The sequence below is a fragment of the Mucilaginibacter flavidus genome (genome assembly GCF_024055575.1).
Taxonomy (GTDB): domain Bacteria; phylum Bacteroidota; class Bacteroidia; order Sphingobacteriales; family Sphingobacteriaceae; genus Mucilaginibacter; species Mucilaginibacter flavidus.
Genome location: NZ_JAMXOE010000030.1, coordinates 24,643 through 49,746, shown reverse-complemented (window position 1 = coordinate 49,746; position 25,104 = coordinate 24,643). Strand labels below are relative to the sequence as shown.

Here is a 25,104-nt window from a genome sequence, read left to right as displayed (position 1 = left end):
AACAGTTATTGGAATGATCCACTACACCAAACAACAGCGGATTTGAACAGGTTATATTCCCAGGATTAATTGGTTCTACTGCCGTTTCCAGCACCCATTTTTATATACCAAACTACTTCCCGGGTTTCGTTTTCTTAACCGGCCTTTTGGTAGTTTTTTTTGATGGCTTTTTCAGCATGTGGGCTCTTAAATCTTCCAGGGCGGCTAGCTCTTCCTTATATAATTTAGCCATCTTGTCAAATGCCAAATTGATCCGGTCTTCCGGCGCCGGAGGCTGGTCAATATCTCCGATCTCCAAAGCGATACGTTTAAGCGCGGGTGCACAGTATTGAGATACCAGCCAATCAAGCTCATCGATCAATGTTTTTTCGTCTTCAGACAGGAGATTAGGGAATTTGGCCCATTCCTTTTCCCGTTTGAGGGCATTCCCGGCGAGAACAAGGTGTGCAACAATCTTAAATATCAGTTGATGGTCCTCACGCAGCTTTGCAACAAATTTGCCAAAGGGTGAGTAGGTTTCCAGATCACGGCCCAATTGCCAATAGGGCGTCGTTGGTTTATATTCTTTGAGTGCCAGTAATACGTCCAGTGCGTCTCGTAGTCCGCTCATCGGCTGCGCGCCGTGCGGAAGGACCGCTTTTTGTTTCCAAAGTTTCAGTATAATATCGACGCAGACCTGCTCGGATTTTGCTTTTTCCGCTTTGTCTTTGGTTTTCTCTGCGCGATGGATGATCTCAGCCAGGTACTGACTAACCCATTTGATGGTTGGTGAGGTCCGGTCATGCTTAGCAAGTTCTGCGGCGATCTTCTTACCTAATGTGATGACTTCCTGTGACGGTATGGGCGATTCCATTGGGATAAATTAAATAAAGTAAACAATAGTCCGGCATATACTCGTCGGACCGTTTCCGGTCAAGATCGCGGCTGATCTGGCAATGAACGATCAGGCAGCGATTTCTTTTTTGGAGCAATTCGAGTAATGCTGCTTTCTTGATAGCGAAGCGGCGTCCGGAAGTCTTAAAATCATCATAGTGCTGGTCGTTCGTCGTATTGTTCCAGACCTCGAATTGCGTTAGCGGATCAGCCGGGTCTTTTGATCGATAAGCCGTGCGCATATCGTCACTAATTGTCAGGCCCAAAACCTTAACGACCATCGGCGATGGAATTTGTCGGAACTTATCATAATCACTGAAGAAGGCATCACGGTCGTCGATACCCTCGTTTTCATTATTTACCTGTACGTTTAGGTGCTCCAAAACAAACTTCTTTTGCAGGTCTTTCAGGTCATCTTCGATCTCATCCATGAAGATTCCTTTATGCGGCAAATAGTTATCAAAGCCAAGATCGGACTGCAGCGCGGCAAGCAGTGCAGGCCCGGTTTCGGGATGGACAAGGCCAGATTCAATCCGCACATGTTCCCTATCCTTGCCGAAATAAACGTGCGAATCCTCTTCTAATGTGAGGAATGCCTCGTTCGGACTGATCCGTACGCGTTCATGAAAGTCTTCAGGCTGTACGCTGAATTCCCATTCGCTGCCGGGTTGTTTTTCCGTCCAGAATCGCGGCTCCAAAGGCATTGGGTCGCGCAGATCGGCAAGCCACTGATCCGGCCACGCCAGGCCCCAGCCGGCTATCCAGCTTTCCCAGGATTCCCGCGAAGCATTTTTATTCGCCCCACGCTTTTTCAAGATTTCATACGCGGCACAAAACATTCCATGATATTCATAATACCTGCGCAGATTTTCCACCCGGGGTTCGGCACCATGATCATTCTGCGTATTACCGTAATCGGATTTGACATGATCCAGTTTGTACGGGTCCCCCGTGAAGCCCCATTGCTCCGTGATAAAATTGTCGATCACGGTCAGCAGGTCCAGCATCGATACGTTGAGTGCATCGCTTAGCGATTCGTACCAATATGGGATGGTATCCGTATCATCAAAATCAAAGCGGATCCCGTCCGCTTTATTGTCACGCCGGCGCCGGGAGTAGCCCGGAATACGGCTGCTTTCGGTTCGTTTAAGAGGGGCCAGTTCTTTTTGGATCGCGCTTTTTTCCTCGGCAGTATAGATCGTGGGGAACGTTTTGCCGAGGAACCGGCAAGCGGATCGCAGGAAAAACTTGATCTGTGCGTGCGGTATATCGTTATTGGTCAGTTCTGACAGAAGGGCTGCGGCAAATGGCATCATTTGGTCTGGCTGCTCCTTAACCATCCTTTCGACCGCGATATAAAGATTCAAGCGCGCTGATAAAGAAAAAAAGGTGTACCCGCGATAATAAAATGCAGTTGCTGCGGGGTTGCGCGAGTTATTGATCAGCTCGTCGATCAGCATCTTTTGCTTATAGCCTACAGCGCGGCGCAGGGCGTGCTGGGCGCGCCACCGTAACTTCCGGACCGGATGCCCCAGGAGGTATTCGAGATAGCTGGTAATGAGTATTCTTTCTTCTTTTGGAGGGGCGAACCCGGCGGACCAGATGCCGTCGCCCATATTGTCCGGCACCGCCTCGTTCCAGCGCGCGACGACCCAAGTTAACAACTGATCCCTTCCAGCCGCATCGAGGCTGACCAGCGTCAGCCGGAACAGGTTGTACAACACGTTTGCAGGGAGGGTATCCAGGTGCTCCGGGAAATGGCGGTTGATGACCGCTGCCAGTTCGGCGTCGCTGGCACCGAAGAGGTGTTGCAACTTTTTCAGCGAGCTGTGGTCAATGGACCGGTATGCCGCCAGAACAGGGAACCAATTTACAACGATGGTGCCGAAGGCAGTTCTTTTCCATTCTTTCAACACCTGGAGGTGCGCCCATTCGGCTATAGTTGTTTGAACCAGGTCTTCGAATTCGGAGTAGTTGATTTGTTCCTCTGTCATCGCCGTAAGCGCATTTAAAAAATGCTGCTCGTTGCCAGAGCGCGAAAGTTTGCGCAGTTCGGCGAAAACTGCGTCAAGATTAAGGTAAGCATTCTTCTTGCCGGCTGCCGCTCGGAGGGATCGTAATACTTCTTGGAGGTCAAGATCGCCATTGATTTTCACGGCCTTCAGTTGTTTTCCGAACAGCGCATTGATGGGTGCTTTTTTAATGCGTGGGTATCGCGTTTCCGTTGGCTTGGCCGTTGCTTTTAGCTCTTGGAGCGCGGCGAGATGATCGCGAAATTCCGCGATGATATTACGATCGATGAATCTGCCGTCCTTGATCAGTTCAAAAAACTTTTCTTCGTAATCGTAGCTGGTGGTCGGGGCACTATGGATCTTGATAGCAGCAAGCAGATCACGGGTAAAGGCATTCTTAAATGAGATATCAGCTGCGGCATTGGCCTTTTCGATAATAGAGCCGGCCAGCTTTTTGACGCCATATACGAAATAAGGGTTGACCGGCATCAGCGCTGCTGCGGTTTGATAGCTGATGATGTTTTTTTCCAGGCTGATCAAAGTGGCCATCGTGATGTGCTCTTTTTGCTTCCGGATATTCCGGTGGTCCCACCTGCTCAGGATGGGCCACAGTGAAGTTGCATCGATAGCGCCGATGGCCTTCACCGATTCATCCCAGGGGAAGTTTTCACCATCACCCAGCTTCAGTGAGCAATATTCAACATAGCGCGCGAAGTCAAATGCCAGTTGCGGTTTTCGGAAATCAAAGCCCTGACTAATGACATCAATGGCCCTGATCTGGTCGTACGCTTCTTCGTCAACTTCGCCGGAAGCCTTTACTAGCTGATCGAAATAATATTTGCCGTCGCCTTTCGAAACCCGACTGGCGATCACTGTTGCCCGGGTGTAACAACCGACTACCTCGCTGCCCGGTAACAACTCGCTTTGTAACGTTTGTTCGATGCTATGGAGATATTTTAAGATAAAGTCATCATATTTCCGGCGATGAGACAGCCTGGCCGCCAGCTTAAGGCGCGCATCCAGGTTATTTGTTTTTTTCGGGTCGAATCCCTCGCTGATCGTTTGCAAGACCTTTTCCGTTTTCGTAAAGAAGATAACGTCTGAAAGTTTTTGCAGCATGAAGTCGTAAACGCGCAAGTAACGGTATTCATGATAATAACGCAGTTCCCAGTCATCCCCGATCGCTTTAACGACCGCTTTCACCTCCTCGGCAAGCACTTTTTCACTGCTCTTGCCCAACAGGTATTTTGCCCGTACATCATAGATGCGCAGTAAATGCCGGTAAACCCGGTCCAGCTCTTTTTTTTGCTCTTCGTTGTCCCGCTTTTGATCCTTCGCGGCTAATGCTTTTCTAAAGCGTTCGGAGTAAAGGTCGGTCAATAAGAATGACCCGTTATCCAGGTACTTTTGCAGGGCTTTTACCCGGAACAGCAGGTCGAGTTCGGCCACTTCCTTATCGTCATGACCATGATAGAAGCCTGGGAGCCGGTCGGGATAAACGAGCGGGATTAGCGAAAGGAATGGCTGCGCGTCCGCGTAAGCTATGCCGTTATTTAAAGCATATTCCAGGAAGCTGAGCAGTTTGAATTGGAAAGCAACGGGCAGTTTTTTTAAGCTGGTAAATTTCTTCGGTTCTTTAAATATGTCGCGCCATTCGAAGCCAATTTTCAGGCCATAGCGAAAGAATAATGACGCTGCCGCGATCCGCAGGTCGGCCCTCAACGGAAATTTGCGCAGCCAGTTATTCAACTGTTGGTTACTTTCTGAAGCGATCAACAACTTCAGCAGTTCCTCGAAAACCTCGAATCCGAAAGACTTAGGCGTCCAGCTATCGATAAATTTCGCGCAGCGGTCGATGCCGCTTACTCTTAGGGTAGCTTCCGCTGCGTAGGCAATATCTTTTCCGCTGAAATCGTAATCGTCCTGTTCTTCGTCCTTCAGGCGGGCGCGATAATTCATCCAGCTTCGGGCTCGTTCCAGGTGCTGGCGGGCGAGGTTATGCGTGCCCTTGTCCCGTGAAAAAACTGCGGCATTACGGAAATGTGCCGGCCCGTACCAGCGCGGATTACCAGACTGGAAGTATAGCTTTTGGTTTGTTTGCAGGTCACCATAGGCAGCGGCTAGTTCCGCATGCCCGATGAGTATATTTTCAATCAGTTCGTTGGATTTAGCGGCTTCCGCCGCAATGAACTGAAGCTTAAAAAATTCCAGGTCTGCCCGGTCCGTCATCCTCATGGCGAGCCGTACCCGTTCGATAAACACTTCTTTATTTTTAATGGGATCCGCCGGCCGGTCGAGAAACTTCCTGTCGATAACGATATCGACGAGTTCCGTTTTATCATCTGCTTTCGCCAGCATGCTACCCAAATGAATACTGGCATAATCATTCGTTGCGGCCTCCATGATCAGGATCACCGCAATGGCCTCATAGTCACTTGCTGTAACCGGGTACGTGGTTCGCAGGAAAGTCTCAAAGTCTTCGTCACGGAAACGAAAAACACCGTTCTCGTAAACTAATCCGCGCCAGAGATCTACCCTGAGATCCGTCATCAGGTCGTTACTTAAGCCACTCACTGCTTGCAGAAAAGATTCCGGAACAGGGCTGGGCAGGGCAACCAGAGCACGAAGAAATCGTTCTATCGAGCTCGCGTCGCCCGAACGCAGCTGGGCCTCCTGGATACGCTGCCCGAACAGCTGGTCGAGTGTTTTACCGTTAGGCTTTAAAAATTCGATCTTTTCCTGAAGGCTGCTGCCATCGCCTTCCAAGACGTAGGCCATTACGCGCGGCGTTCCGTAAGTGAGCTGCAGAAATTCTGTTACTGTATCCGGCGGCATAGCGGAGAAATGTTTAGCCAGAAATGCAACCGTTTCCTGTTTGGTGAACGGCCGGATCTGAAAAGTAGGCGCCGAAGCCGGTAGATTAAGGGTCGACAGGCGTTCTGTGCGGGCAGAAAAGATCACCCGGCAGCCGTCAGGTAAACCCATGCGTGCCAGTTCGGTCACAAAACACTCGGTGTGAAATTGGGCTGCGGCGGAAACACTATTGTCGGCGGCATCGATCAGCAGTGCCAAAAGGGCTCCGGGGCTGACGGCCTGCAACAGGCCTACGGCTTCGGTCAGCCGCTTTTTTAATTCCTTCAATAAATGCCCGGTATTCGTATTACGCACCAATAAAAAAGGCGTTCCGCATTTCAAGCCTAGCTCATTGCATAGTTGAAGTATGGCATATTCCGGCGTATGGCGACGGTCATCGGCGTCATTATAGGCACCACCGCCGTAACAGTCGAACAGGATACTTTTTGAACCAGGCGGGAGCAGCGCATCGATGGAAAACATCATGGTTGATTTTCCGATGCCGGCATGGCCGTGAAGCCCCAGTACTTTTGTTGTCGGTACCAGGATCAATTTTTGAAGGTCATTCAGCTGTTCCCGTTCGACCAGTTTTTCGGGGATCTCGATATTATTTCTGATCGGTAGCAGGTCACTGAGTTCGCTGAAATTGAATTTATAGAGCACGTCTGTAACATACAGGGTATGCTTACCTTTGCTAGTTGGCAGCATCCGGTCTCCGACAAGGTCTTTTAATTTTGCAAACTGGGTCGCGCCGTCGAGATCACCCAACCGGGCGATCGCCTCATAAGAGCGTTCAGTTTGGTAGAGCGATGATCCCGAACCGCAGTCCGAAAAATCCAGTGCCGCTAAAAATCCAAGGATCTGGTCGGCCGACAACTTTGTTGCTTTGTGAATGCGATCGGCGATATTTTTATCGGGAATACTCAGTTTGTTTTTATAGACAGCGAAAGATCGGGGTATGTTCCCTGATTTGAGGTTATTCACCAGTTTTTCCAAATCAGTTGACACCGGCCGGTTGCTCACCAGTTTGACCCGGACCTTTTTCACCTGCGTAGGGTGATTTTTGAGGAGCTCGGAAAATAATTTCCCCAGCCGATCCATCACCGAACCTGCCGTGCCGCTCTTTTTACCTTTACACAGCTCTGCCGCTGTCCAAGCCCGGTCCGCATGGCGAGTGCTGTATTTCAACTGGCTGATGACAACCGCTTTTGCTCCCGTCAGATTTTGACCGCCGTAATATTCGGTCAGGTCAACGCCCAACAGGCTTTGCGGATCAAATGTTTTTTCATCGTCCTTGCTGACGCCTTCCAGGCTTAGTGCCTTCAAACCATCTGCTGAGAAATTCAGCAGCTCCAAAGCTTTACGCACGGCGAAAACCAGGTGATAGTTATCGCCTGCGTTCGATTCGGCGGCATCGGTGAGTTTGGTTTGCGGTGTAGTGGGCATAAAAAAAAGAAAGTTACCAATAATTACTGTTAGCACCAATTCAAGGCAAAGCGTTAACGCTGATTTTTTTGCAGCCAGGAATAAACCGGGGATAAATATGTGCCGGCCAGTCCGTGTATTACGCGAAAATACACGACGAGGAAAGATTTTTCTACAATCAATAAAGGATAACTATTTATTATATATTAATCGTTCCGCTATACGATATGCCTCAAAGCAATCACCTACACTAGCGTTAACTTTCTAATTTACTAAAACCCATCGGGTTTAAATCCAATTCTTTTACGTTCCTGCGGTTCCTGCTTTTTCTCAATAAGTTCATCAAGATACCTAAATACAATCTCCATGTTTTTATCCTGATTGTCTAATTTGTTTTTGATTTTTTCTATCTCCAAACGTAGCTCTGTATTGTCAGTTAGCACCTGCCTGATACGTGTAAATATTCGGATAATCTGAATGTTCACTTTGATTGCCCTATCACTGTTCAACACACTTGATAACATAGCAACCCCTTGTTCTGTAAACACCATTGGTGAATACTTAAAATTTTCTCCTTGTTTCAAGGTGCCATTTTGGCTCCTTGAAAAAGAATATTCTTCCGATGTCAATTCAAACATAAAATCTTCAGGAAAACGATCTATATTTCTTCGAACCTGTCTTTTAAGTTGCTTTGTTTCGACGTTATATAAGCTTGCAAGGTCAAAATCTAACATAACTTTTTGACCTCTTATATAATATATTTGATTCATTATGATTTCTTCAGGTATCAAATGATTTTCCATTTTTAAATTTATTAAGTGAATACGTAAATGAAAATTTCTAAGGTCGAAAAATGCGACCTTAGAAATTAAAGGCTATTGACCAGCGTACTTTTGTTTAAGGGTAGCCATATCCTGGCTAACTTTTAAATCCAATATTTTAGCGTAGTGCTGTGTAGTTTTAATATTGGTGTGACCGAGCATTTTGCTAACCGTTTCGATTGGTACATTATTGGACAGGGTGACCGTTGTTGCGAATGTATGCCTTGCTAAGTGAAATGTTAAATGCTTAAAAACATCAGATAGGTCTGCTATTTCCTTCAAGTAAGCATTCATCTTTTGATTGCTCAAAACTGGCAATAGTAAACCCTGATTTTCACATTGCGGATGATCCTGATATCGGTTTAAAATTTCTAATGCTACAGGTAAAAGCGGTATCCTTGACGAAGTATCGGTTTTCTGCCTGCTTGTGAATATCCACTTATCACCGTCTATACCAATACCTATCTCATTTCTCCTCAGTTTTTTAACATCAGCATAGGATAATCCGGTATAGCTGCAGAAGACAAAAACATCTCTCACCTGTATTAAACGTTCAACAATAAATTTTTTGTTGGTGATAGCATCCAGTTCTTGTTGAGTCAAGTAAGTGCGCTCTTTTGCCTTTGCAGTGGATTTAAAATTAATGAAGGGATTTTGCTTTAGCCAGCCATTGGCAATACAATGATTAACTATTTTTTTAAGATGCTTAATGTATTTAGCGGCGGATACACCGGTAATCTTACAATTAGCTTTCAGGTAAAACTCAAAGTCAGTAATAAAAGCATGGTTTAATTGGCTGATCTCTATATCTGTTTTACCATATTTTTCTTGCAGGAAACCAGTAAGGTGTTTTTCGGAGGTGTTATACCCTTTCAATGTATTAGGCTCAAAACCGTTTCCGATTAGTGCTTTAACTTTAGCATTATGCTCTTTGAATAATTCCATCAGGAAACGGCTTTTTTGGTTCTTCCCTGTGAATTGGTTCTGCAAGCTTTCGGTTGTTACCTGCTGGTTTGAATCAATTAAAACCTGGTGTGCATTCCGAAGTTTGTTTTGCAGGCTGTCGAGATAGTTGTTAAGTGCCTTAATTTCTTCTTTGGTTCCAATTGCACGTCCTGCATGGTTGTTCCATTTGGCCGGATCACAATCGCGTCCAACGGATATATCCGCGCGTTTGCCACTAACTGTGATGCGCATGTAGATGGGCATTGCCCCCCCTTTGTAGTTTTTTTGCTTTCTGATGTAGAAAAGCAGATGGAAATTACTCATAATTACAAGCTTAAAAGTTAAACAAAAGTAAGTTTGTAGCCTGCTTTTATCAAGATGTTCACTCGCTGAACAGGTTGATATTCAATTAATTATAAGCAATTCGGTGCGTAGTTATTTCCCATTTAGTTACGCACCGAATTACGCTCATTTCTGTTGCGTTTTGATGCATAATATGATGCTTTGATACAATAAAAAAAGCCTGCAAACTTTTGATTTGCAGGCTTTTAGCATCTTTTGGTATTGTTTTTTGTAGCCCGTAGGGGAATCGAACCCCTGTTTCAAGAATGAAAATCTTACGTCCTAACCCCTAGACGAACGGGCCTTTTTGAAGGCTTTTCCCTTAATTTTGGATTTGGTAACCCTTATTTTGGGATTGCAAAGATAAAGGTTTAGCGATAAAATAAAAATATTATTTGAAAAAAAATTAAAGTCGGGAAAGTCGGAAGTCCGTAAAGTCAGTAAAGAAGCTGCAATGACGTCGCGAACTGCTCCAGTTCGCCGCCTTTCCGGAAGTCTGAACTACTATCTTTCAAACTTTCCGTCTTTTCTGACTTTTCCGTCTTTCCGGACTTTTCGGACTTTCCCGACTAATTCCCTATCTTTATATATAATTAAATCTATCCCTATGAAAGCTATTTGGAACAACCAGGTTATTGCCGAAAGCAATGATACCGTTGTGGTTGAAAACAATCATTATTTCCCTATTGAAAGTGTAAAGGCCGAGTATCTTATACCTTCGGAAATCCATACCACATGCCCATGGAAAGGGCTGGCCAGTTATTACACGCTGGAGGTTGACGGTCTGCAAAATCGTGATGCTGCCTGGTTTTATCCGGAGCCAAAGCCCGCCGCCGCAAACATTACCGGCCACGTGGCGTTTTGGAAGGGTGTTAAAGTAACCGAATAAACCATGAAACAGTACGATGCAATTATAATCGGCGCCGGGCAGGCGGGCGGTCCGCTTGCGCGCAAACTTGCCGAAGCGGGTAAAAAAACGGCGATAATTGAAAAACGCTGGGTTGGCGGAACTTGCGTTAATGACGGCTGCACGCCTACCAAAACCATGGTTGCATCGGCTAAAATGGCTTATATGGCTGCCAATAGCGGGCCGCTGGGTGTTAAAATAAAAAGCTTTTCGGTTGATTTGCGCCGGATTAAAAAGCGCAAGGACGATATTGTACATAGCGCGCGCGATGGCAACCAGAAGGCTATTGAGAAAACCCAGAACCTGGAACTGCTGTTTGGCGAGGCATCGTTCACCGGCGATAAAACAGTCAAGGTAAAGCTGAACAGCGGCCGCGAGAAGGAATTAAAGGCCGATTTAATATTTATAAATACCGGGGCCAAACCATTCATTCCTGAAATTGAGGGCTTGAGTGAAATTGGTTATTTGGACTCCACATTAATAATGGAATTGACCGAGATACCGGAGCACCTGGTGGTGGTAGGGGGCAATTATATCGGGCTGGAGTTTGGGCAGATGTTTCGCAGGTTTGGCAGCAAGGTTACGGTTATTGAAAGGTCGGGGCGGCTGGTGTCGCGCGAGGATGAAGATATTTCTGCAGAGGTCACGAAAATAATGGAAGCTGAAAATATCGCAATCTATACCGATACAACCACTACAAAGTTTAAAAAGAAAGCTGGTGGCAAAATCACCATCACCCTAAATAAAAAGGGGGAAGAGGAAAAGATAAAATGCAGCCATGTGCTGATGGCGGTTGGGCGCGTGCCGCAATCAAAGGCTCTTGATTTGGATTTGACCGGAGTTAAGGTTGATGAACGTGGCTTTATAACGGTAAATGATACGCTGGAAACAAATGTAAAAGGCATTTATGCACTTGGTGATGTAAAGCCAGGCCCTGCATTTACCCATATCAGCTATAATGATTATACCATTGTTTACCGCAATTTAATAGAGAACCAAAAATTATCTATTAAGGACCGGCCGGTGCCCTATACGATGTTTACCGACCCGCAGCTGGCGCATATCGGCATCAGCGAAAGCGAGGCTAAAAAACAGGGCATAAAGTATAAAGTAGCCAAACTGCCATTCGCGCATGTCGCCCGGGCTATTGAAAACGGCGACACCCGTGGCTTTATGAAAGCCATTGTTGACCCGGATACCAAGAAGATTTTAGGGGCAACCGTGTTGGGCCCCGAAGGCGGCGAAATAATGACCATGCTGCAAATGGCTATGATGGGCGATATTACTTATGAACAAATTCGCTACTGCGTGTTTGCCCACCCGTTGTATGCCGAATCGTTAAACAATCTTTTCCTGGGGCTGGAAGACTAGCGCTTATGATCAAGGTTAAGCACCTCAGCAAGAATTTTGGCAAAGTTAAGGCCGTGGACCATATCTCTTTCGAGGTAAAAGAGCACGAGAACCTTATTTTGCTGGGCACCAGCGGCTGCGGCAAAACCACCACCCTAAAAATGATTAACCGGCTGATTGAGCCATCAGGTGGTGAGATTTTTATCGGCGGCAAAAATATTTTTGAGCAATCGCCCGAGATATTAAGACGAGGAATTGGTTATGTGTTGCAAAACAACGGCCTGTTCCCGCACTATACCGTGGCCGAAAATATTGCTGTGGTTCCGCAATTATTAAAATGGGATAAAAAGCGCACCGAAAAACGCGTGGATGAGTTGCTAGAAAAGCTGCACCTTACCAAAGATTACCTGCATGTTTACCCAAACGAATTAAGCGGCGGCCAGCAACAGCGCATCGGCCTGGCCCGGGCTTTGGTTGCCGACCCGGCGGTATTGCTGATGGACGAACCCTTTGGCGCGCTTGATAATGTTACCCGCTCAAAAATACATGCCGAATTTAAAGCCCTTGATGAGTTGAAACGCAAAACCATTATTATGGTTACCCACGATGTGCAGGAAGCCTTTGAACTGGGGGATCATATTTGCCTCATGGACAAGGGTAAAATTGTGCAGGACGGCGCCCCGGCAGATTTATTGTTTAAACCGAAGAATGATTTTGTAAGTGGCTTTTTGCAGGAACAACGTTTGCAACTGGAATTTAAGACCATCCGGATGCCTGACATTTGGAAATGGCTTCCCGGCAAGCAAAAAGAAACCAAAGGAAAAACACCTGCGGCCGATACAGATTTTTGGTCGGCATTGGAGCATTTTAAGTTTGACGGCGCCGATGCTATCAGCATAAAAAATAAAGAGATTGATGAGGTTAAGTCGGCAAGTTTTGAGGAACTAATGGCGGCGTTTTATCAATATAAAAAGTCGCAGGCATGAAAATCACGGTCAATATATTTTTGTGCCTGATTGCGATACTCTTGTCGTGCGTCACGTGTCTGGCTCAAAACAAAAAATTGAATTTTGTTAAACTTGAGGCTGTATCGTTTGATATTGAAACTGTTTTTGATATTAGTTGTGAACAGTTTGAAAATACATTTAACGAGCATCACGAAAAAACAAAAAATACGATTTCCAATACAAATGATTTGACCAAGTTTCAATCTTTGACCAAAGAATTTAAACTTTTAACCAAAAAGCAGTCGTTTGATGTTCGGGGCAAAATAGAATATCATTATGGTATAACTATCGAAAAATATTGCTTCGACGTTTTTGGGGTCTTTTATAAAGATGGTAAGTTATATTACAACAAGAAACTTCTTATTTATATAACCGATAAATTGTATAAACATCATCCTCATTATTTAGACACGCTTCGATACCATGAATGAGCACCAGCAAACTTTATGGGAATTTATGCAGCAGCAAAGCGATAAGCTGCTTACGCAAACCCTGCAGCACATAGGGCTTACGTTTGTGTCGCTGTTTATTGCGGTGCTGGTCGGCTTGCCGCTGGGTATTTTCATTACCCGTAAAAAACAATTTTCGGGGGCGGTATTAGGTGTTGCTGGTGTGCTGCAAACGGTGCCAAGCATTGCCTTACTGGGCTTTATGATTCCCTTGTTGGGTATTGGAGCAAAGCCGGCTATTGTCGCTTTACTGCTCTATGCGTTGCTGCCCATCATCCGCAATACATTTACCGGCATTACCGGGGTTGATGCCGCTGTAAAAGAAGCGGCCACGGCCATGGGTATGAGCAAATGGCAGGTATTGTTTAAGGTGGAGCTACCACTGGCTATGCCTGTTATTTTTGCTGGTATCCGTACCGCTACGGTAATAACGGTTGGTGTGGCTACGCTGGCATCATATATTGCAGCCGGTGGCCTAGGCGAGTTTATTTTCGGCGGTATATCCTTAAACAATACCAATATGATATTAGCTGGCGCAATCCCGGCCGCTTTGCTGGCAATTTTGTTTGATTTTTTGCTGTCGCGATTGCAAAAAATCAACATCAAAAAATTAAAAACTGCTAGTGCTACTCTCCCTCTGCTACTGCTACTATTATCATCTTTCTACCTCCTGCCCTCCGCCTATGGCAGCAAGTTAAAAGCTGGTTTTACGCCCGAATTTATGGGCCGGCAGGATGGCAACCTGGGGTTGATCAGCAAATATGGTTTAAAGATACAAACATTGGTAATAAACGATGCCGTGATGTATAAAGCCGCTTATGAGAAACAGCTCGACGTTATCAGCGGCTACTCAACCGATGGCCGCCTGAAGGCTTATGACCTGGTGGTTTTGGATGATGATAAGTTCATTTTTCCGCCATATTACGCGGCGCCAATAGTGCGCGACGACGCGCTGAAAAAATTCCCGGACTTAGAAGTGACACTAAATTTACTTTCGGGCAAAATTAATGACAGCGTAATGACCGCACTTAATTACCGTACCGACTATCTTCACCAAAGCCCAGAACGTGTGGCGAAAGATTTTTTAGAGGCCAATAAATTATATAGACCTTCCCGCAATGGTAATGTTGGCATTGTGCGAATCGGCTCTAAAATATTTGGTGAACAGTACATTTTAGCGAGCATATACAGTAAGCTAATAAAAGGCTATACCGATTATGATGTGAGCACTAAAACCGGGCTGGGCGGTACAAAAATTTGCTTTGACGCACTGACAAATAACCAAATTGACTTTTACCCGGAATATACCGGAACGGGGTTACTGGCCATATTACAGCCATCGCATAAAGTTGTTGATTCGTTAACGCACAGTAAGGACGAAACGTATAATTATGTACAGCGGGAGTTTGAAGCGAAGTATCAAATAAAATGGCTGAAGCCGATTGGCTTCAATAACGCCTACGCTTTGATGATGCGGAAAGCACAGGCAAAAAATTTAAGTATTAAAACAATTTCGGATTTAAAACGGTTTTTAGATAAGAAATAAACTCATGGATTTAGCAGACTGTTACGTTAAAGTACGCAAGCGAACCGAGGACATATGTAGCCCCCTGCAAACTGAGGACTATGTGGTGCAGCCGGTTGTTGATGTTAGTCCGCCTAAATGGCATATTGGCCATGTTACCTGGTTTTTTGAAACCTTTATCCTGAAGCCCTACTTTATGGGCTACCAGGAATACAATCCCGACTACAATTACGTTTTTAACAGCTACTACGAAACCGTGGGCAACCGCGTTATCCGTACCGACCGCGGTAATTTAAGCCGCCCAACCGTTGCCGAAATTTATGCTTACCGTAAATATGTTGACGAGGCCATGAACGGCTTTTTATGCAACGAGCCAAGCGCGGAAGTAAAAGAATTGATAATACTCGGCTTTAATCACGAAGAGCAGCACCAGGAACTTTTGTATACCGACATAAAATACATTTTAGGGCACAACCCGTTGTTCCCGGCGTATTCAAATAGTTATGTTTCTCCCAAAGTTAATTGGGTTGAAGACGGTGAATTTATTAAGCTTAATGAGGGCGTTTACGAGGTAGGTTTTAAAGGCGAAGGCTTTTGTTTTGACAACGAGCTGAACCCCCATAAGGTGTACCTTAACGCGTTTGAGATCAGCCCCAACCTGGTTACCAACGCCGAATACCTGGAATTTATAAACAGTGGTGGCTACCACGATTTCCGCCACTGGCATGCTGAGGGCTGGGATTGGGTAAAAACCAACAAGGTTGAAGCGCCGCTTTACTGGCACAATATTGACGAGCAATGGCATGCTTACACGTACCATGGGCTGCAACCCTTGAATTTAAAAGAACCTGTTTGTCATATCAGCTATTTTGAGGCTTATGCTTACGCAGCCTGGAGGGGACTGCGTTTAGCTACCGAGTTTGAGTGGGAAGCCGCCGCGCCGCAGTTTAGCTGGGGCAAAAGCTGGGAGTGGACCGAAAGCTCGTACCTGCCATACCCGGGTTTTACCAAAGCGCCGGGCGCAATTGGCGAGTATAACGGCAAATTTATGGTGAATCAGAAGGTATTGCGGGGCGCATCGGAAGTTACCTCGCCGGGGCATAGCCGCATTACTTACCGCAATTTTTTTCAAACCAATTTACGATGGCAATTTACCGGCATAAGGCTGGCTAAGTAATATCAATACCTATGAAGAATATGGACACCACATTAGCGAAAGCCGAAATGAAAGGACTTTCGAACTGTAGGACAGGGCAGTTTTATGACGATGTAATTTGCGGGCTCAGCTCAACCCCCAAATTTTTGAGCTCGATGTATTTTTACGATGCTGTTGGCGATAAACTTTTCCAGGATTTAATGAATTGCGATGAGTATTATCCTACCAATTGCGAGCTGGAGATATTCTCCGAAAAAACCGCCGAAATATGCAATGCCATCATTGGCGATGGTGATGCTTTCGATCTGATTGAGCTGGGTGCGGGCGATGCCACCAAATCAACCTACCTTTTAAAATATCTGCTGGACAACGGAGCCGACTTCAGCTACCTGCCTATCGATATATCATCAAACGTAATATCATATCTCAACATCACCCTGCCTGTAACTTTGCCAGGCCTGCAAATGACCGGCCTTAACGGCGAGTATTTTAATATGCTGACGAAAGCTTCAACCCTATCTGATAAGCGCAAGGTGATTATGTTTTTAGGCTCCAACATCGGCAATATGCCGGTTGACGTAGCCGAAGGGTTTTGCATGAACGTACGCAACCACCTTTCGCCTGGTGACATGCTGCTGATCGGCGTCGACCTGAAAAAGAACCCGGCGACTGTACTGGCGGCATACAACGATAAAGAGGGCATTACCAAACGATTCAATCTTAATTTATTAGAGCGTATCAACCGTGAGTTAGACGGCGATTTTGACGTTACCCAATTTGAACATTATCCAATTTACGACCCGGAAACCGGCGCCTGCAAAAGTTACCTGGTAAGTCTTACCGACCAGCAGGTAAACATTAACGGGATGCATACCATTAACTTCGCAAAGGACGAGTACATCTTTATGGAGATTTCTCAAAAATTCACCATACAGCAGGTTGATGATATGGCGCGGAAGGCATCATTTAAACCCGTTACGCATTTTTTTGATACGAAGAAATGGTTTACGGACGCGATTTGGGTGGCGGAGTAAACGTTGCAATCTTACTCAAAACATTACTATCCGGGCGTTTGTATATTTATATTTACAGCATAATTTCTAAATGTATTATATAATTTATCTAAGCGCAGGAACAAACTGGTTTAGCCAACCCGAACTTGAAGAACTTTTAGCTATAAGCGCTAAGAATAACATGCGCGACAACATAACCGGGCTGCTCTTATACGCCGAGGGAAATTTTATACAATTGCTTGAAGGTGAAGAAAAAGCTGTGAAGGAGTCTTATGATAGAATAAGCCAGGACGAGCGTCACAAAGGAATTACGCCGATTGCCAGTGGGGTAACGGACCATCGAATTTTTCCGGATTGGGCGATGGGCTTTAAAACTATAGGTTCATTCCGTGATACGCCGTTCAAAGATTTTTTGAATCCTGAGTATCGTCATAAAAGCAATCTGCTGCCTGTAACGTTACTAAACTCATTTATAAAAACTGCGAAAATATAATATGATAAGGACATGGGTGGCCCGTACTCAATCCGGCGGCATGTAAGTCAGTCTCTTTTTAAAATAGGCATTCCAACTTATTTGCTGCGCTTTGTTTTGCATGTGCTGTGTATCGGCATCATAGTCAAGATTTAGCTGTTTATACTTGGCGTCTATTCGATCGAAGATGGCTTGGGCAACCCGTTGATAATCGGCGTAAAACACAGTTTTGCCAACTGCACGCAACAATTCCTGCTGCTCCATATAGGCAATGGTGTAGTGCCCCTGCTCGTGCCGCAGCACTTCTTCAAGCAATTCGTTGGTGGTAATCCGCTTTTTGTCCATCCACGATTTATAATTATTCATCGTTAGCACGATGTTAAAATCAAGCATATAATAATTTTTTTCGCGATGGGCCTGGTAGTGAAAACCGATAGAGCAATTGGTGTAGGCAACGGTGTACTGGTCGTTGCGCGGTTCGCCTTTAAAGTCGTCAATAGTTAGCTGGTGGAAGCCCTGTGCCCAGGTGCTGCCCGCAGTAAATAGGAATAGCGCGGCAAGGCAAATCAATCTCACAAATCCGGGTTTCATCAATAGTAAAAGTAAAGTTAAGAACCGAGAGTCAAGAATCATGAAATCAAGCAAAAAACGTTAGGAACCGAAAATTGTTGCACCATTGAAATCCCGTGCAGATTTGCTTTTACGCAAATCTGCCGGTTTTTGATTTCTTATCCTGGCTCTTGATTCTTGTCTCTTGACTCTCTGTGTTCGTGTTATTTACCTTTCGACGGAGTTGCGTGCAATTGGTTTAACGCCATCATTTCTTTCATGGTTTGTTGCATGGCGTCGGTTGAGCCATCAAGGAATATTACGTTACCCTGCGAGTTTTCGGCGAAGTGTTTTATTGATTCTGTCCACATGGTAAACAATATTACCGAGGTGTCCATATTGGCGTCCTTCATTTCTTTTGCAGCTACCGACATACCCTTGGCCACTTCCTCGCGGAACAAAGCCACACCCTGCCCGCGCAATTGCGACGCCTGGCGCTCGGCCTCGGCCGATATCTTGATGGCGTTACCTTCGGCCTCTGCGGCCTTTGTTTTGGTAATCAATAAAGCCTGGCCTTCGTTTTCGGCAGCAGCTTTAAGGTTGTTGGATGCTACTACCTGGCTCATTGATTTCATGATCACTTCATCGAAGGTGATGTCGTTTAACTGCAAATCCTGCAGGTGGTAGCCCCAGCCTTCAAGAATTACGTCGAGCTGCTCCTTAACGTGTTCCACAATATCGCGGCGCAGTATCAGCACTTCTGATTGCCTTTTGGTAGCCACGAATGCACGGATAGAACCTTCTACGGTGCGAATCAGTGCCTGCATCAGGTTGCGGTCGTCAACAAATTTGAAGGCTACGTTTTTGATGGTTTCTTCCTGCTGGTCGAGCACCGAGTATAAAAGCATCGCCTTAAAATAAACATTTGCCTGGTCGAACGTTACGGCCTGGAACTCCAGTTCGACAGAGCGGTTCTGGATAGAAATTTTTGAATAGATGTTTTCGATAAAAGGAACCTTGAAATTAAGGCCGGGTGTGAGTATTCGGCGGTATTTACCAAACACTGTAATTACTACTATAGTGCCTTGTTTTACAGACACAAATGATGAAAATAGAATCACCAATAAAATAAAGACAACAATTAAAGTACCTATCTGTGCGGTCATAAGGGGGTTTATTTAATATTATAAATGTAGTATTAATTATTGGTGTGCTATTTGTTTTTAAGAAAAAGCTTTATAAAAGTTACATCAATAACCATGAATTTAAAACGAACCTTTGGGGCGATACTTACTGTATTAGGAATTATCGGCCTTATTTACACCGGCGTCGAAATTATTAATCACGCAGGCAACGTAACCACACTTACAGTGATTGGTATTATATCAGTACTGTTTTTCTTCACAGGGATAAGCCTGGTGAGAACGACGAAAGACGAAGCCAACTAGGATTTCTAAGATTGGTTGGATTTTAGGATTACCTGCCAGGTAATCGCTTTTAAAATACAGAGGCTATTAGGGGGCTCCTCTGGAGCCTAAATATCCCCGACATTAATTCTATAAACAGGGGACTCCCCTGGAGTCGCCGCGTTTGTTCACAGCTCCAGCGGAGCTTCCTGTTTATAGCCAAAAAATTCATATAAAAGGCTCCAGCGAAGCCTCCTGTTTTAAAAGTGATTTCTGTGGATTACCTGCAAACGTAGTATTGCTACTGCTCTTTAGCGATTGATATTTTTCCTTCATCACTGATATCGAGCCCCGACAAGGGGAAGTCGGTTTCGGTAAGTTGTTTGATGCGGATGGCGGCTTTATTGAGGCTATCCAATTGAAGACCGTCGTAATGAGTTTGAGTGGCCGATATTATTCGGCCACTCAAAAACTCTCCATTTTTATTGATGTTCACTTTGAGGATCGGCGCCAGGCCGCACACGCCTGCAACACTTACGCTGGTGTAGGTGCAAAAATTACCAAGACTATAAGCAATCAGTCTGCCATTGTAGAGCTCCATGGCTCTGCAAACATGGGGGCCATTGCCAAATACAAGGTCGGCGCCGGCATCAATGGCTGTATGGGCAAACTTGTGTACGTCGCCGCGCTTTTCGCTGTGGAACGATTCCATATTAAAAGGCACGTGTTCAAACCCCGCTCCTTCCGAGCCACCGTGAAACGATACAATTACTACATCGCACTGTTGTTTAAGCTCCTGTATTATTTTAGTAACGTTTCTTAATTCGAGTATCGGCAAAGTATAAGCATTGGGTGCAAAGGCACAAAAGCCATAGGTAACCCCGTTTATTTTAAATATTGATGTTGGGTGGCTAACCTGCCCGCCGTAATTTATGCCAAGGCTGTCTAAAACCTTCATGGTATTGATCCGGCCGGGTTCGCCGAAATCGCCTATGTGATTATTGGCCAGGCTAAGCACTTTAAAACCCGCGTTTTTTAAAACACCGGCGTAACTGGTGGGGCTGCGGAACAGGTAACCCTTGCTCAGCAGGTGCAGCTTATAATGGGCCGGGGCACCCGTATCAAGCAGGGTACCTTCCAGGTTGCCAAAGGTGACATCGGCATTGCGCAATTCCGTTAATACATTTTTAAAGCTGCCTTTAGCGCTGTCGGGCGGCAGGGTATATTTGGTTGGGTACGATGTACCCAGCATAATATCGCCAACGGCGGCAATACAAAACGAGTCGCGGGGGATGGTATCGCGTTTTACTGCAACAGGTTTTTTTATGGGTGGATGGTATACCGGCGGTTTTGGCTTCGGTTGAATTTGGCAAGCGAAAAATAGCATAATAATGGCGCCCAATAATATGAATCGGGTATTCGACAATAGCAGTACGAGGTTTAAAGGCGATCTTTTATTCAATGGGTAATATGCTTGCAGCAGGTGCTAACATAGTAAATTTATTATTATAAAAGGGTGCTTGTTCATCACATTTCGCATTAAACAAACCTTATTATTCTATCGCTGTGTGGTATCAAAAAATATTTTTGAATATTAACTTATAAAACCCATATTTAACATTGAATTTACCCGTAAATTATTGACACGAATTGTTGCTATATCGCTTTTGCTGGTTCAGCTATTTAACATAGGCGGAAGTTTAGCGCTTCGTGAATTTCTTGTATTTAAATCAAACCTTTTTTTCAATTCGCAAACCAGCAAAGGTTTATACAACGTTAAGGACCTTACCGAAATAAAATTGCCAGTTCAAATGAATGTTTCGGCAGACTGGCCGGAATATGAGAATGTTAGCGGGGTGATACAATTTGAAGATATTAGTTACAACTACGTTAAAATGAAGGTAACCAGGGATGCCATATATTTAATGTGCGTTCCTAACTACCAAACTACCCGGCTAAACGATGGCAATGTATTAAATGTAAAAGGCGTGAAAAACGTACCTGTGCCAAAAAAAGAACATGTGCCGCCTGTTAAGTTTGTATTGCAGGTAAATTCATTTATTCCGTTTACACAGGTTGCATTTGAATCGCCCGTTAAAATATTAACCCATCCTGCGCCACAACGGGCACAGGCGTTGATTTATCAAAATACTGATATTCCCGAGCAGCCACCCCGGCTTGCTTGCTAAGCTGCTTTTTTTTATTCAATCAAAATTTTCCGAGAAGCTATTTGATCGGCAACGTGCCTGTTTTGTTATTTGCGAAATGGGCCCGTGCTGCATTACCATGTATGCGGGCGATTGCCGCATAAAAGGTACTCATTTAACTGCCTCTTGATTTTTTGACGGACGGTAAAAAGCTCCCCATCCCCATCCTTTTTTCTAAATTTTCATTCATCACAAAAAGCAAAAATATGCCCCACATTAATGTAGATAAAAATCTGCCCGGCATGCGGTCGTTAATGGCCTTTAGCCCCGAAACTGCTGCCCCCATGGGCGAGCTGGCCAACCTGCTGCTGCGCACCAGCGATACCTTAAGCATGGCCGACCGGGAACTGATAGGCACCTATGTCTCCTACCTGAACGATTGTTTCTATTGCCAGCAATCGCATGGCGCCATTGCTGTTTGCTACCTTGACGGGAATACCGACCTGGTAGAGCAGGTAAAAAAGGACTACGCCAATGCCGCCATTTCTGACAAATTAAAGGCACTGCTGGCCATTGCCGGAAGTGTACAAAAGGGTGGCAAACTAGTAACTGACGAACAGGTTGCAACCGCCAAACACCTTGGCGCAACCGATAAGGACATACACGATACCGTGCTTATCGCTGCGGCTTTTTGCATGTTTAACCGTTATGTTGACGGACTTGCTTCCTACACGCCAACCGACCTTTCAAGCTACCCCTTAAGGGCGCGGCAAATTGTTGAAAAGGGCTACGGCAATCACATTATTACCAGCAAACAGCCCACCGCCGAAAATGAGGAAGCAAAACAAGCATAAGCGCTTCTTACCTAATTATCAAAATCATTAAACCAAAACCAAAACAATGAGAAATAAATTACTTTTTATAATAGGATGGTTACTTGTAACCATAATTCCTATTTCACTTTTTGCCCAGAACAAAACAGTTACGGGCACTGTTACCAGTAACAATGTACCGGTGCAAAGCGCCACTATCGGCGTAAAAAATTCGTCGCAGGCCGTGGCTTCAGACGTAAATGGGAAATTTACGATAAGCGTGCCCGACAATGCCGTTTTAATAATAACCGCATTAGGCTACAGAACGCAGACAATCAACACAGCCGGCGCTTCAACGCTGGACATAAAACTTGTTGAAGACGTTTCCCGGCTTGATGAAGTAGTGGTAACCGGCCTGGCAACATCTGTTAAAAGGAAAAACCTGGCAAATGCCGTGGGAGTGATCAGTTCGAAAGAATTAAATGGCACAGCCCCGGCACAAACACTTGATGGCGCGCTCGAAGGTAAAATTTCGGGGGCCTACATCAACTCCAACTCAGGCGCACCGGGTGGTGGCGTTTCGGTAAAACTACGCGGGGTAACTTCCATCTACGGCAACACACAACCCCTTTACGTGGTCGACGGCGTTTATGTAGACAACTCGGCTACCTCGGGTGGTTTGAATGCGGTAAGTTTAGCAGGCCCGGGTGGCTCACAGTCAAACCAGGACAATCCATCAAGCCGTATTGCTGATATCAGGGCGGAGGATATCGAAAGTATAGAAATACTAAAAGGCGCGTCTGCAGCAGCCATTTACGGATCTAAAGCATCGGGCGGTGTAATAATTATCACCACCAAGAAAGGCAAACAGGGTAAAACAAACATTACTTTGTCGCAGGACCTTGGCTTTTTAAAACCCATAAAATTATTGGGCACCAGGCAGTTTACCGCAGAAACCGCGGCCACGTTGCCCGGCGATCCGGCTTCGCTGACAGCGGCGTTTAATGCTGCACAAAGCGCCGGCCACATATACGATTATGAAAAAGAGATTTACGACCATACCCCTTTAACCAGGAACACGCTGCTAAGTATGAGCGGCGGGAGTGATAAAACCGGCTTTTATTTTTCAGTTGCGCAAAAAAAAGATGGCGGCATTGTAGACCGCACGGGGTATAGCAATACCAGCGTACGGCTAAACCTTGATCATAAAATTACCGACAATATTAAAATAGGCATCACTACCAACTATGTTAATTCATCGGCCGACAGGGGTATATTTGGGAATGATAATGCCGGCGTTACTACCGGTATAGCATTGTCATCGACACCTGATTTTGCTCAGTTACACCCTGATGCCAAGGGAATTTATCCCGACAACCCCTTTGCTGCGTCAAACCCGTTGCAAACCATTGCACTGATGGAAAATAATGAATCGGTAAACAGGTTTATAACCGGCGCAAACCTGGAGATAACACTGCAAAAGAGCAGCCACAGCAATACCAAATTTATCGGGCGCGGCGGCGTTGATTTTTATAACCTGCAAACAACTGTATTGTTTCCGAGTGTATTGCAGTTTGAATCGGTTAATAAAGGCCAGTCTATACAAGGCTCTACAAAAAACCTGAGCACCAATTACATTTTGTCGCTGGTAAACACCTTTACCCCTTCTGACAAATTAACGCTTACTTCGTCGGCAGGCGTAACCCAGGAAACCGGTAACTACAACAACATTCTGGACGTAGCATCGCAAGTGATAGCGGGCCAGTCGAATGTTGACCAGGCGGGTGCTTTAAATGTTACGCAACTGCGCACCAAATATCTTAACAGCGGTATTTTTATACAGGAAGAGGCACACATTATTAACGCAATTACCTTAACAGGAGGCCTGCGGTTCGACAGATCGAGCAACAACGGCAATGTTTCAAAATTCTACCTGTATCCTAAGGCCGGTTTATCATGGAACCTGGTAGATATGGGCATTATAAAACCAGGCCTGTTTGAGAGCGTTAAACTGCGTGCAGCTTACGGTCAGGCTAATAACGTGCCTGCCTATGGCAGTAAATTCAGCGCGTTGGGCGTATCAAATATTACCGGCTTCCCGGGATTACTGGTAAATACCCAGGCCGGCGATGCCAATATTAAACCCGAAAGGCAAACTGAATTTGAAACCGGCATCGACTTTAGCTTACTAAAAGGCCGGTTAGGTTTTGAATTAAGCTATTACAAGAAGAACATATTTGATTTCCTTTTATTAACTACCCCGCCGCCATCATCGGGCTTTGCCCAAAAATGGGTTAACGCGGGCGACTTAACCAACCATGGCTTCGAACTGGGTTTGAATGCAAGGCCGGTTGAATCGAAAAATATAGTTTGGAACACCTCTGTTAACTTCTGGCTTAACCGTTCAAAAGTAACAAAACTCATTGTTTCGCCGGTACAACTGGGTTCGGTAGGCGGCGTACTGCTGGGAACTTACCAGATAGAACAAGGCAAATCGGCCACCCAGATTATTGGGCTTAACGGCCAGGGCGTGGGCGTGTTGGGCGATGCCGAGCCAACATTCCAGATGAACAGCTATAACGAGGTTACTTTTTTCCAAAAGCTAAGTTTGCGCTTTTTGTGGCATTGGAAAAAGGGCGGCCAAAATGTTGACGTAACACAACTGCAGAATGTTTTTGGAAGCACCGATGTTGATTATGATAAACCATCCAGCATACCGCATGTACCTCACGGCGTAGCGCAGTTGATGAAAGTCGGTTCGGACGCGCACCAAACGGTTGAAACATCAACCTACCTGCGTTTACGCGAAATAGGCTTGTATTATACCATCAACAAGCTGCCTGTTTCATACATCAAAAGCATAACTGTTGGGGCATCGCTAAACAACTACATCACTATAACCAAATACAAAGGTTATGATCCCGAAGTATCAAACTTTGGCACCGGCTTTTCGTCGGGTGTAGATATCGACCCGTATCCTGCAACCAAATCGGCGGCCTTCCACGTTTCATTTAATTTTTAATTCTTAGAAAAGTGATTA

Annotated in this window: 18 protein-coding genes and 1 tRNA gene; 11 read left to right on the top strand and 8 right to left on the bottom strand. The window is 45.3% G+C overall.

The window, feature by feature from the left end; translation table 11 throughout:
• Positions 1-112: 112 nt before the first annotated feature.
• From NAF19_RS27200 to NAF19_RS27180, 5 genes are all read right to left on the bottom strand, one after another.
• Positions 113-853: a hypothetical protein gene (locus NAF19_RS27200; protein ID WP_252793525.1), complete on the bottom strand. Its 741-nt coding sequence runs from the start codon at positions 851-853 to the stop codon at positions 113-115.
• Complete coding sequence (locus NAF19_RS27195; RefSeq protein ID WP_252793524.1) at positions 810-7,184, bottom strand: hypothetical protein; 6,375 nt, start codon at positions 7,182-7,184, stop codon at positions 810-812. Before NAF19_RS27195 ends, NAF19_RS27200 begins: the two co-directional genes overlap by 44 nt.
• A 251-nt stretch (positions 7,185-7,435) precedes the next feature.
• Positions 7,436-7,966, bottom strand: a complete 531-nt coding sequence (locus NAF19_RS27190) for an ORF6N domain-containing protein (protein ID WP_252793523.1) — start codon at positions 7,964-7,966, stop codon at positions 7,436-7,438.
• A 72-nt stretch (positions 7,967-8,038) separates the two neighbouring features.
• Positions 8,039-9,253, bottom strand: a complete 1,215-nt coding sequence (locus tag NAF19_RS27185; protein WP_256484522.1) for a site-specific integrase — start codon at positions 9,251-9,253, stop codon at positions 8,039-8,041.
• A gap of 250 nt (positions 9,254-9,503) precedes the next feature.
• A tRNA-Glu gene (locus tag NAF19_RS27180) sits at positions 9,504-9,575 on the bottom strand.
• Between the two features lie 303 nt (positions 9,576-9,878).
• On the opposite strand from NAF19_RS27180, the gene NAF19_RS27175 reads away from it, so the two are divergent.
• The 7 genes from NAF19_RS27175 (at position 9,879) to NAF19_RS27145 (ending at position 17,171) form a co-directional block, all read left to right on the top strand.
• Entirely contained in the window at positions 9,879-10,160 is a 282-nt protein-coding gene (locus NAF19_RS27175; protein WP_252793522.1) for a DUF427 domain-containing protein, read from the top strand.
• 3 nt (positions 10,161-10,163) lie between these two features.
• Positions 10,164-11,549, top strand: coding sequence for a mercuric reductase (locus tag NAF19_RS27170; protein WP_252793521.1), 1,386 nt, complete (start codon positions 10,164-10,166; stop codon positions 11,547-11,549).
• A gap of 5 nt (positions 11,550-11,554) precedes the next feature.
• Complete coding sequence (locus NAF19_RS27165) at positions 11,555-12,514, top strand: ABC transporter ATP-binding protein (RefSeq protein ID WP_252793520.1); 960 nt, start codon at positions 11,555-11,557, stop codon at positions 12,512-12,514.
• Between the two features lie 444 nt (positions 12,515-12,958).
• On the top strand, positions 12,959-14,530 hold the full coding sequence (locus NAF19_RS27160) for an ABC transporter permease/substrate-binding protein (protein WP_252793519.1): 1,572 nt from the start codon (positions 12,959-12,961) through the stop codon (positions 14,528-14,530).
• A 4-nt stretch (positions 14,531-14,534) separates the two neighbouring features.
• The gene (egtB, locus tag NAF19_RS27155; RefSeq protein WP_252793518.1) at positions 14,535-15,686 is read left to right on the top strand and encodes an ergothioneine biosynthesis protein EgtB; all 1,152 of its coding nucleotides are present in this window, start codon (positions 14,535-14,537) and stop codon (positions 15,684-15,686) included.
• Positions 15,687-15,697: 11 nt separating this feature from the next.
• On the top strand, positions 15,698-16,699 hold the full coding sequence (locus tag NAF19_RS27150; protein ID WP_252793517.1) for an L-histidine N(alpha)-methyltransferase: 1,002 nt from the start codon (positions 15,698-15,700) through the stop codon (positions 16,697-16,699).
• 70 nt (positions 16,700-16,769) lie between these two features.
• Complete coding sequence (locus tag NAF19_RS27145; protein ID WP_252793516.1) at positions 16,770-17,171, top strand: BLUF domain-containing protein; 402 nt, start codon at positions 16,770-16,772, stop codon at positions 17,169-17,171.
• A gap of 27 nt (positions 17,172-17,198) precedes the next feature.
• On the opposite strand, the gene NAF19_RS27140 is transcribed toward NAF19_RS27145, so the two are convergent.
• Positions 17,199-17,741 carry a DUF922 domain-containing protein gene (locus NAF19_RS27140; RefSeq protein ID WP_252793515.1) on the bottom strand — a complete coding sequence of 181 codons (543 nt, stop codon included), beginning with the start codon at positions 17,739-17,741 and terminating at the stop codon, positions 17,199-17,201.
• A gap of 182 nt (positions 17,742-17,923) precedes the next feature.
• A complete protein-coding gene (locus NAF19_RS27135) occupies positions 17,924-18,865 on the bottom strand; it encodes an SPFH domain-containing protein (RefSeq protein ID WP_252793514.1) in 942 nt (313 codons plus the stop codon).
• 93 nt (positions 18,866-18,958) lie between these two features.
• Between NAF19_RS27135 and NAF19_RS27130 the strand changes: the two genes are divergently transcribed.
• Entirely contained in the window at positions 18,959-19,147 is a 189-nt protein-coding gene (locus NAF19_RS27130) for a hypothetical protein (protein WP_252793513.1), read from the top strand.
• Between the two features lie 259 nt (positions 19,148-19,406).
• Here NAF19_RS27130 and NAF19_RS27125 read toward each other — a convergent pair whose 3' ends face one another.
• Positions 19,407-20,492 (bottom strand): CapA family protein, encoded by a 1,086-nt coding sequence (locus tag NAF19_RS27125; RefSeq protein ID WP_252793512.1) that lies wholly within the window; start codon positions 20,490-20,492, stop codon positions 19,407-19,409.
• A gap of 253 nt (positions 20,493-20,745) precedes the next feature.
• Between NAF19_RS27125 and NAF19_RS27120 the strand changes: the two genes are divergently transcribed.
• The 3 genes from NAF19_RS27120 to NAF19_RS27110 all read left to right on the top strand — a co-directional run bounded on the left by NAF19_RS27120 (position 20,746) and on the right by NAF19_RS27110 (position 25,086).
• Positions 20,746-21,294 (top strand): hypothetical protein, encoded by a 549-nt coding sequence (locus tag NAF19_RS27120; protein WP_252793511.1) that lies wholly within the window; start codon positions 20,746-20,748, stop codon positions 21,292-21,294.
• Between the two features lie 224 nt (positions 21,295-21,518).
• Entirely contained in the window at positions 21,519-22,106 is a 588-nt protein-coding gene (locus tag NAF19_RS27115) for a carboxymuconolactone decarboxylase family protein (RefSeq protein ID WP_252793510.1), read from the top strand.
• A 46-nt stretch (positions 22,107-22,152) separates the two neighbouring features.
• Positions 22,153-25,086, top strand: coding sequence for a SusC/RagA family TonB-linked outer membrane protein (locus NAF19_RS27110; RefSeq protein WP_252793509.1), 2,934 nt, complete (start codon positions 22,153-22,155; stop codon positions 25,084-25,086).
• The last annotated feature ends 18 nt before the right edge of the window (positions 25,087-25,104 follow it).

Bases quoted from the DNA above. Each gene is read 5' to 3' on its own strand.
- NAF19_RS27170 (WP_252793521.1), top strand. From the start codon at position 10,164: ATGAAACAGTACGATGCAATTATAATCGGCGCCGGGCAGGCGGGCGGT.
- NAF19_RS27110 (WP_252793509.1), top strand. From the start codon at position 22,153: ATGAGAAATAAATTACTTTTTATAATAGGATGGTTACTTGTAACCATA.
- NAF19_RS27175 (WP_252793522.1), top strand. From the start codon at position 9,879: ATGAAAGCTATTTGGAACAACCAGGTTATTGCCGAAAGCAATGATACC.
- NAF19_RS27190 (WP_252793523.1), bottom strand. From the start codon at position 7,966: ATGGAAAATCATTTGATACCTGAAGAAATCATAATGAATCAAATATAT.
- NAF19_RS27200 (WP_252793525.1), bottom strand. From the start codon at position 853: ATGGAATCGCCCATACCGTCACAGGAAGTCATCACATTAGGTAAGAAG.
- NAF19_RS27115 (WP_252793510.1), top strand. From the start codon at position 21,519: ATGCCCCACATTAATGTAGATAAAAATCTGCCCGGCATGCGGTCGTTA.
- NAF19_RS27165 (WP_252793520.1), top strand. From the start codon at position 11,555: ATGATCAAGGTTAAGCACCTCAGCAAGAATTTTGGCAAAGTTAAGGCC.
- NAF19_RS27195 (WP_252793524.1), bottom strand. From the start codon at position 7,184: ATGCCCACTACACCGCAAACCAAACTCACCGATGCCGCCGAATCGAAC.
- NAF19_RS27145 (WP_252793516.1), top strand. From the start codon at position 16,770: ATGTATTATATAATTTATCTAAGCGCAGGAACAAACTGGTTTAGCCAA.
- NAF19_RS27150 (WP_252793517.1), top strand. From the start codon at position 15,698: ATGAAGAATATGGACACCACATTAGCGAAAGCCGAAATGAAAGGACTT.
- NAF19_RS27185 (WP_256484522.1), bottom strand. From the start codon at position 9,253: ATGAGTAATTTCCATCTGCTTTTCTACATCAGAAAGCAAAAAAACTAC.
- NAF19_RS27130 (WP_252793513.1), top strand. From the start codon at position 18,959: ATGAATTTAAAACGAACCTTTGGGGCGATACTTACTGTATTAGGAATT.
- NAF19_RS27135 (WP_252793514.1), bottom strand. From the start codon at position 18,865: ATGACCGCACAGATAGGTACTTTAATTGTTGTCTTTATTTTATTGGTG.
- NAF19_RS27160 (WP_252793519.1), top strand. From the start codon at position 12,959: ATGAATGAGCACCAGCAAACTTTATGGGAATTTATGCAGCAGCAAAGC.
- NAF19_RS27140 (WP_252793515.1), bottom strand. From the start codon at position 17,741: ATGAAACCCGGATTTGTGAGATTGATTTGCCTTGCCGCGCTATTCCTA.
- egtB (WP_252793518.1), top strand. From the start codon at position 14,535: ATGGATTTAGCAGACTGTTACGTTAAAGTACGCAAGCGAACCGAGGAC.
- NAF19_RS27125 (WP_252793512.1), bottom strand. From the start codon at position 20,492: ATGCTATTTTTCGCTTGCCAAATTCAACCGAAGCCAAAACCGCCGGTA.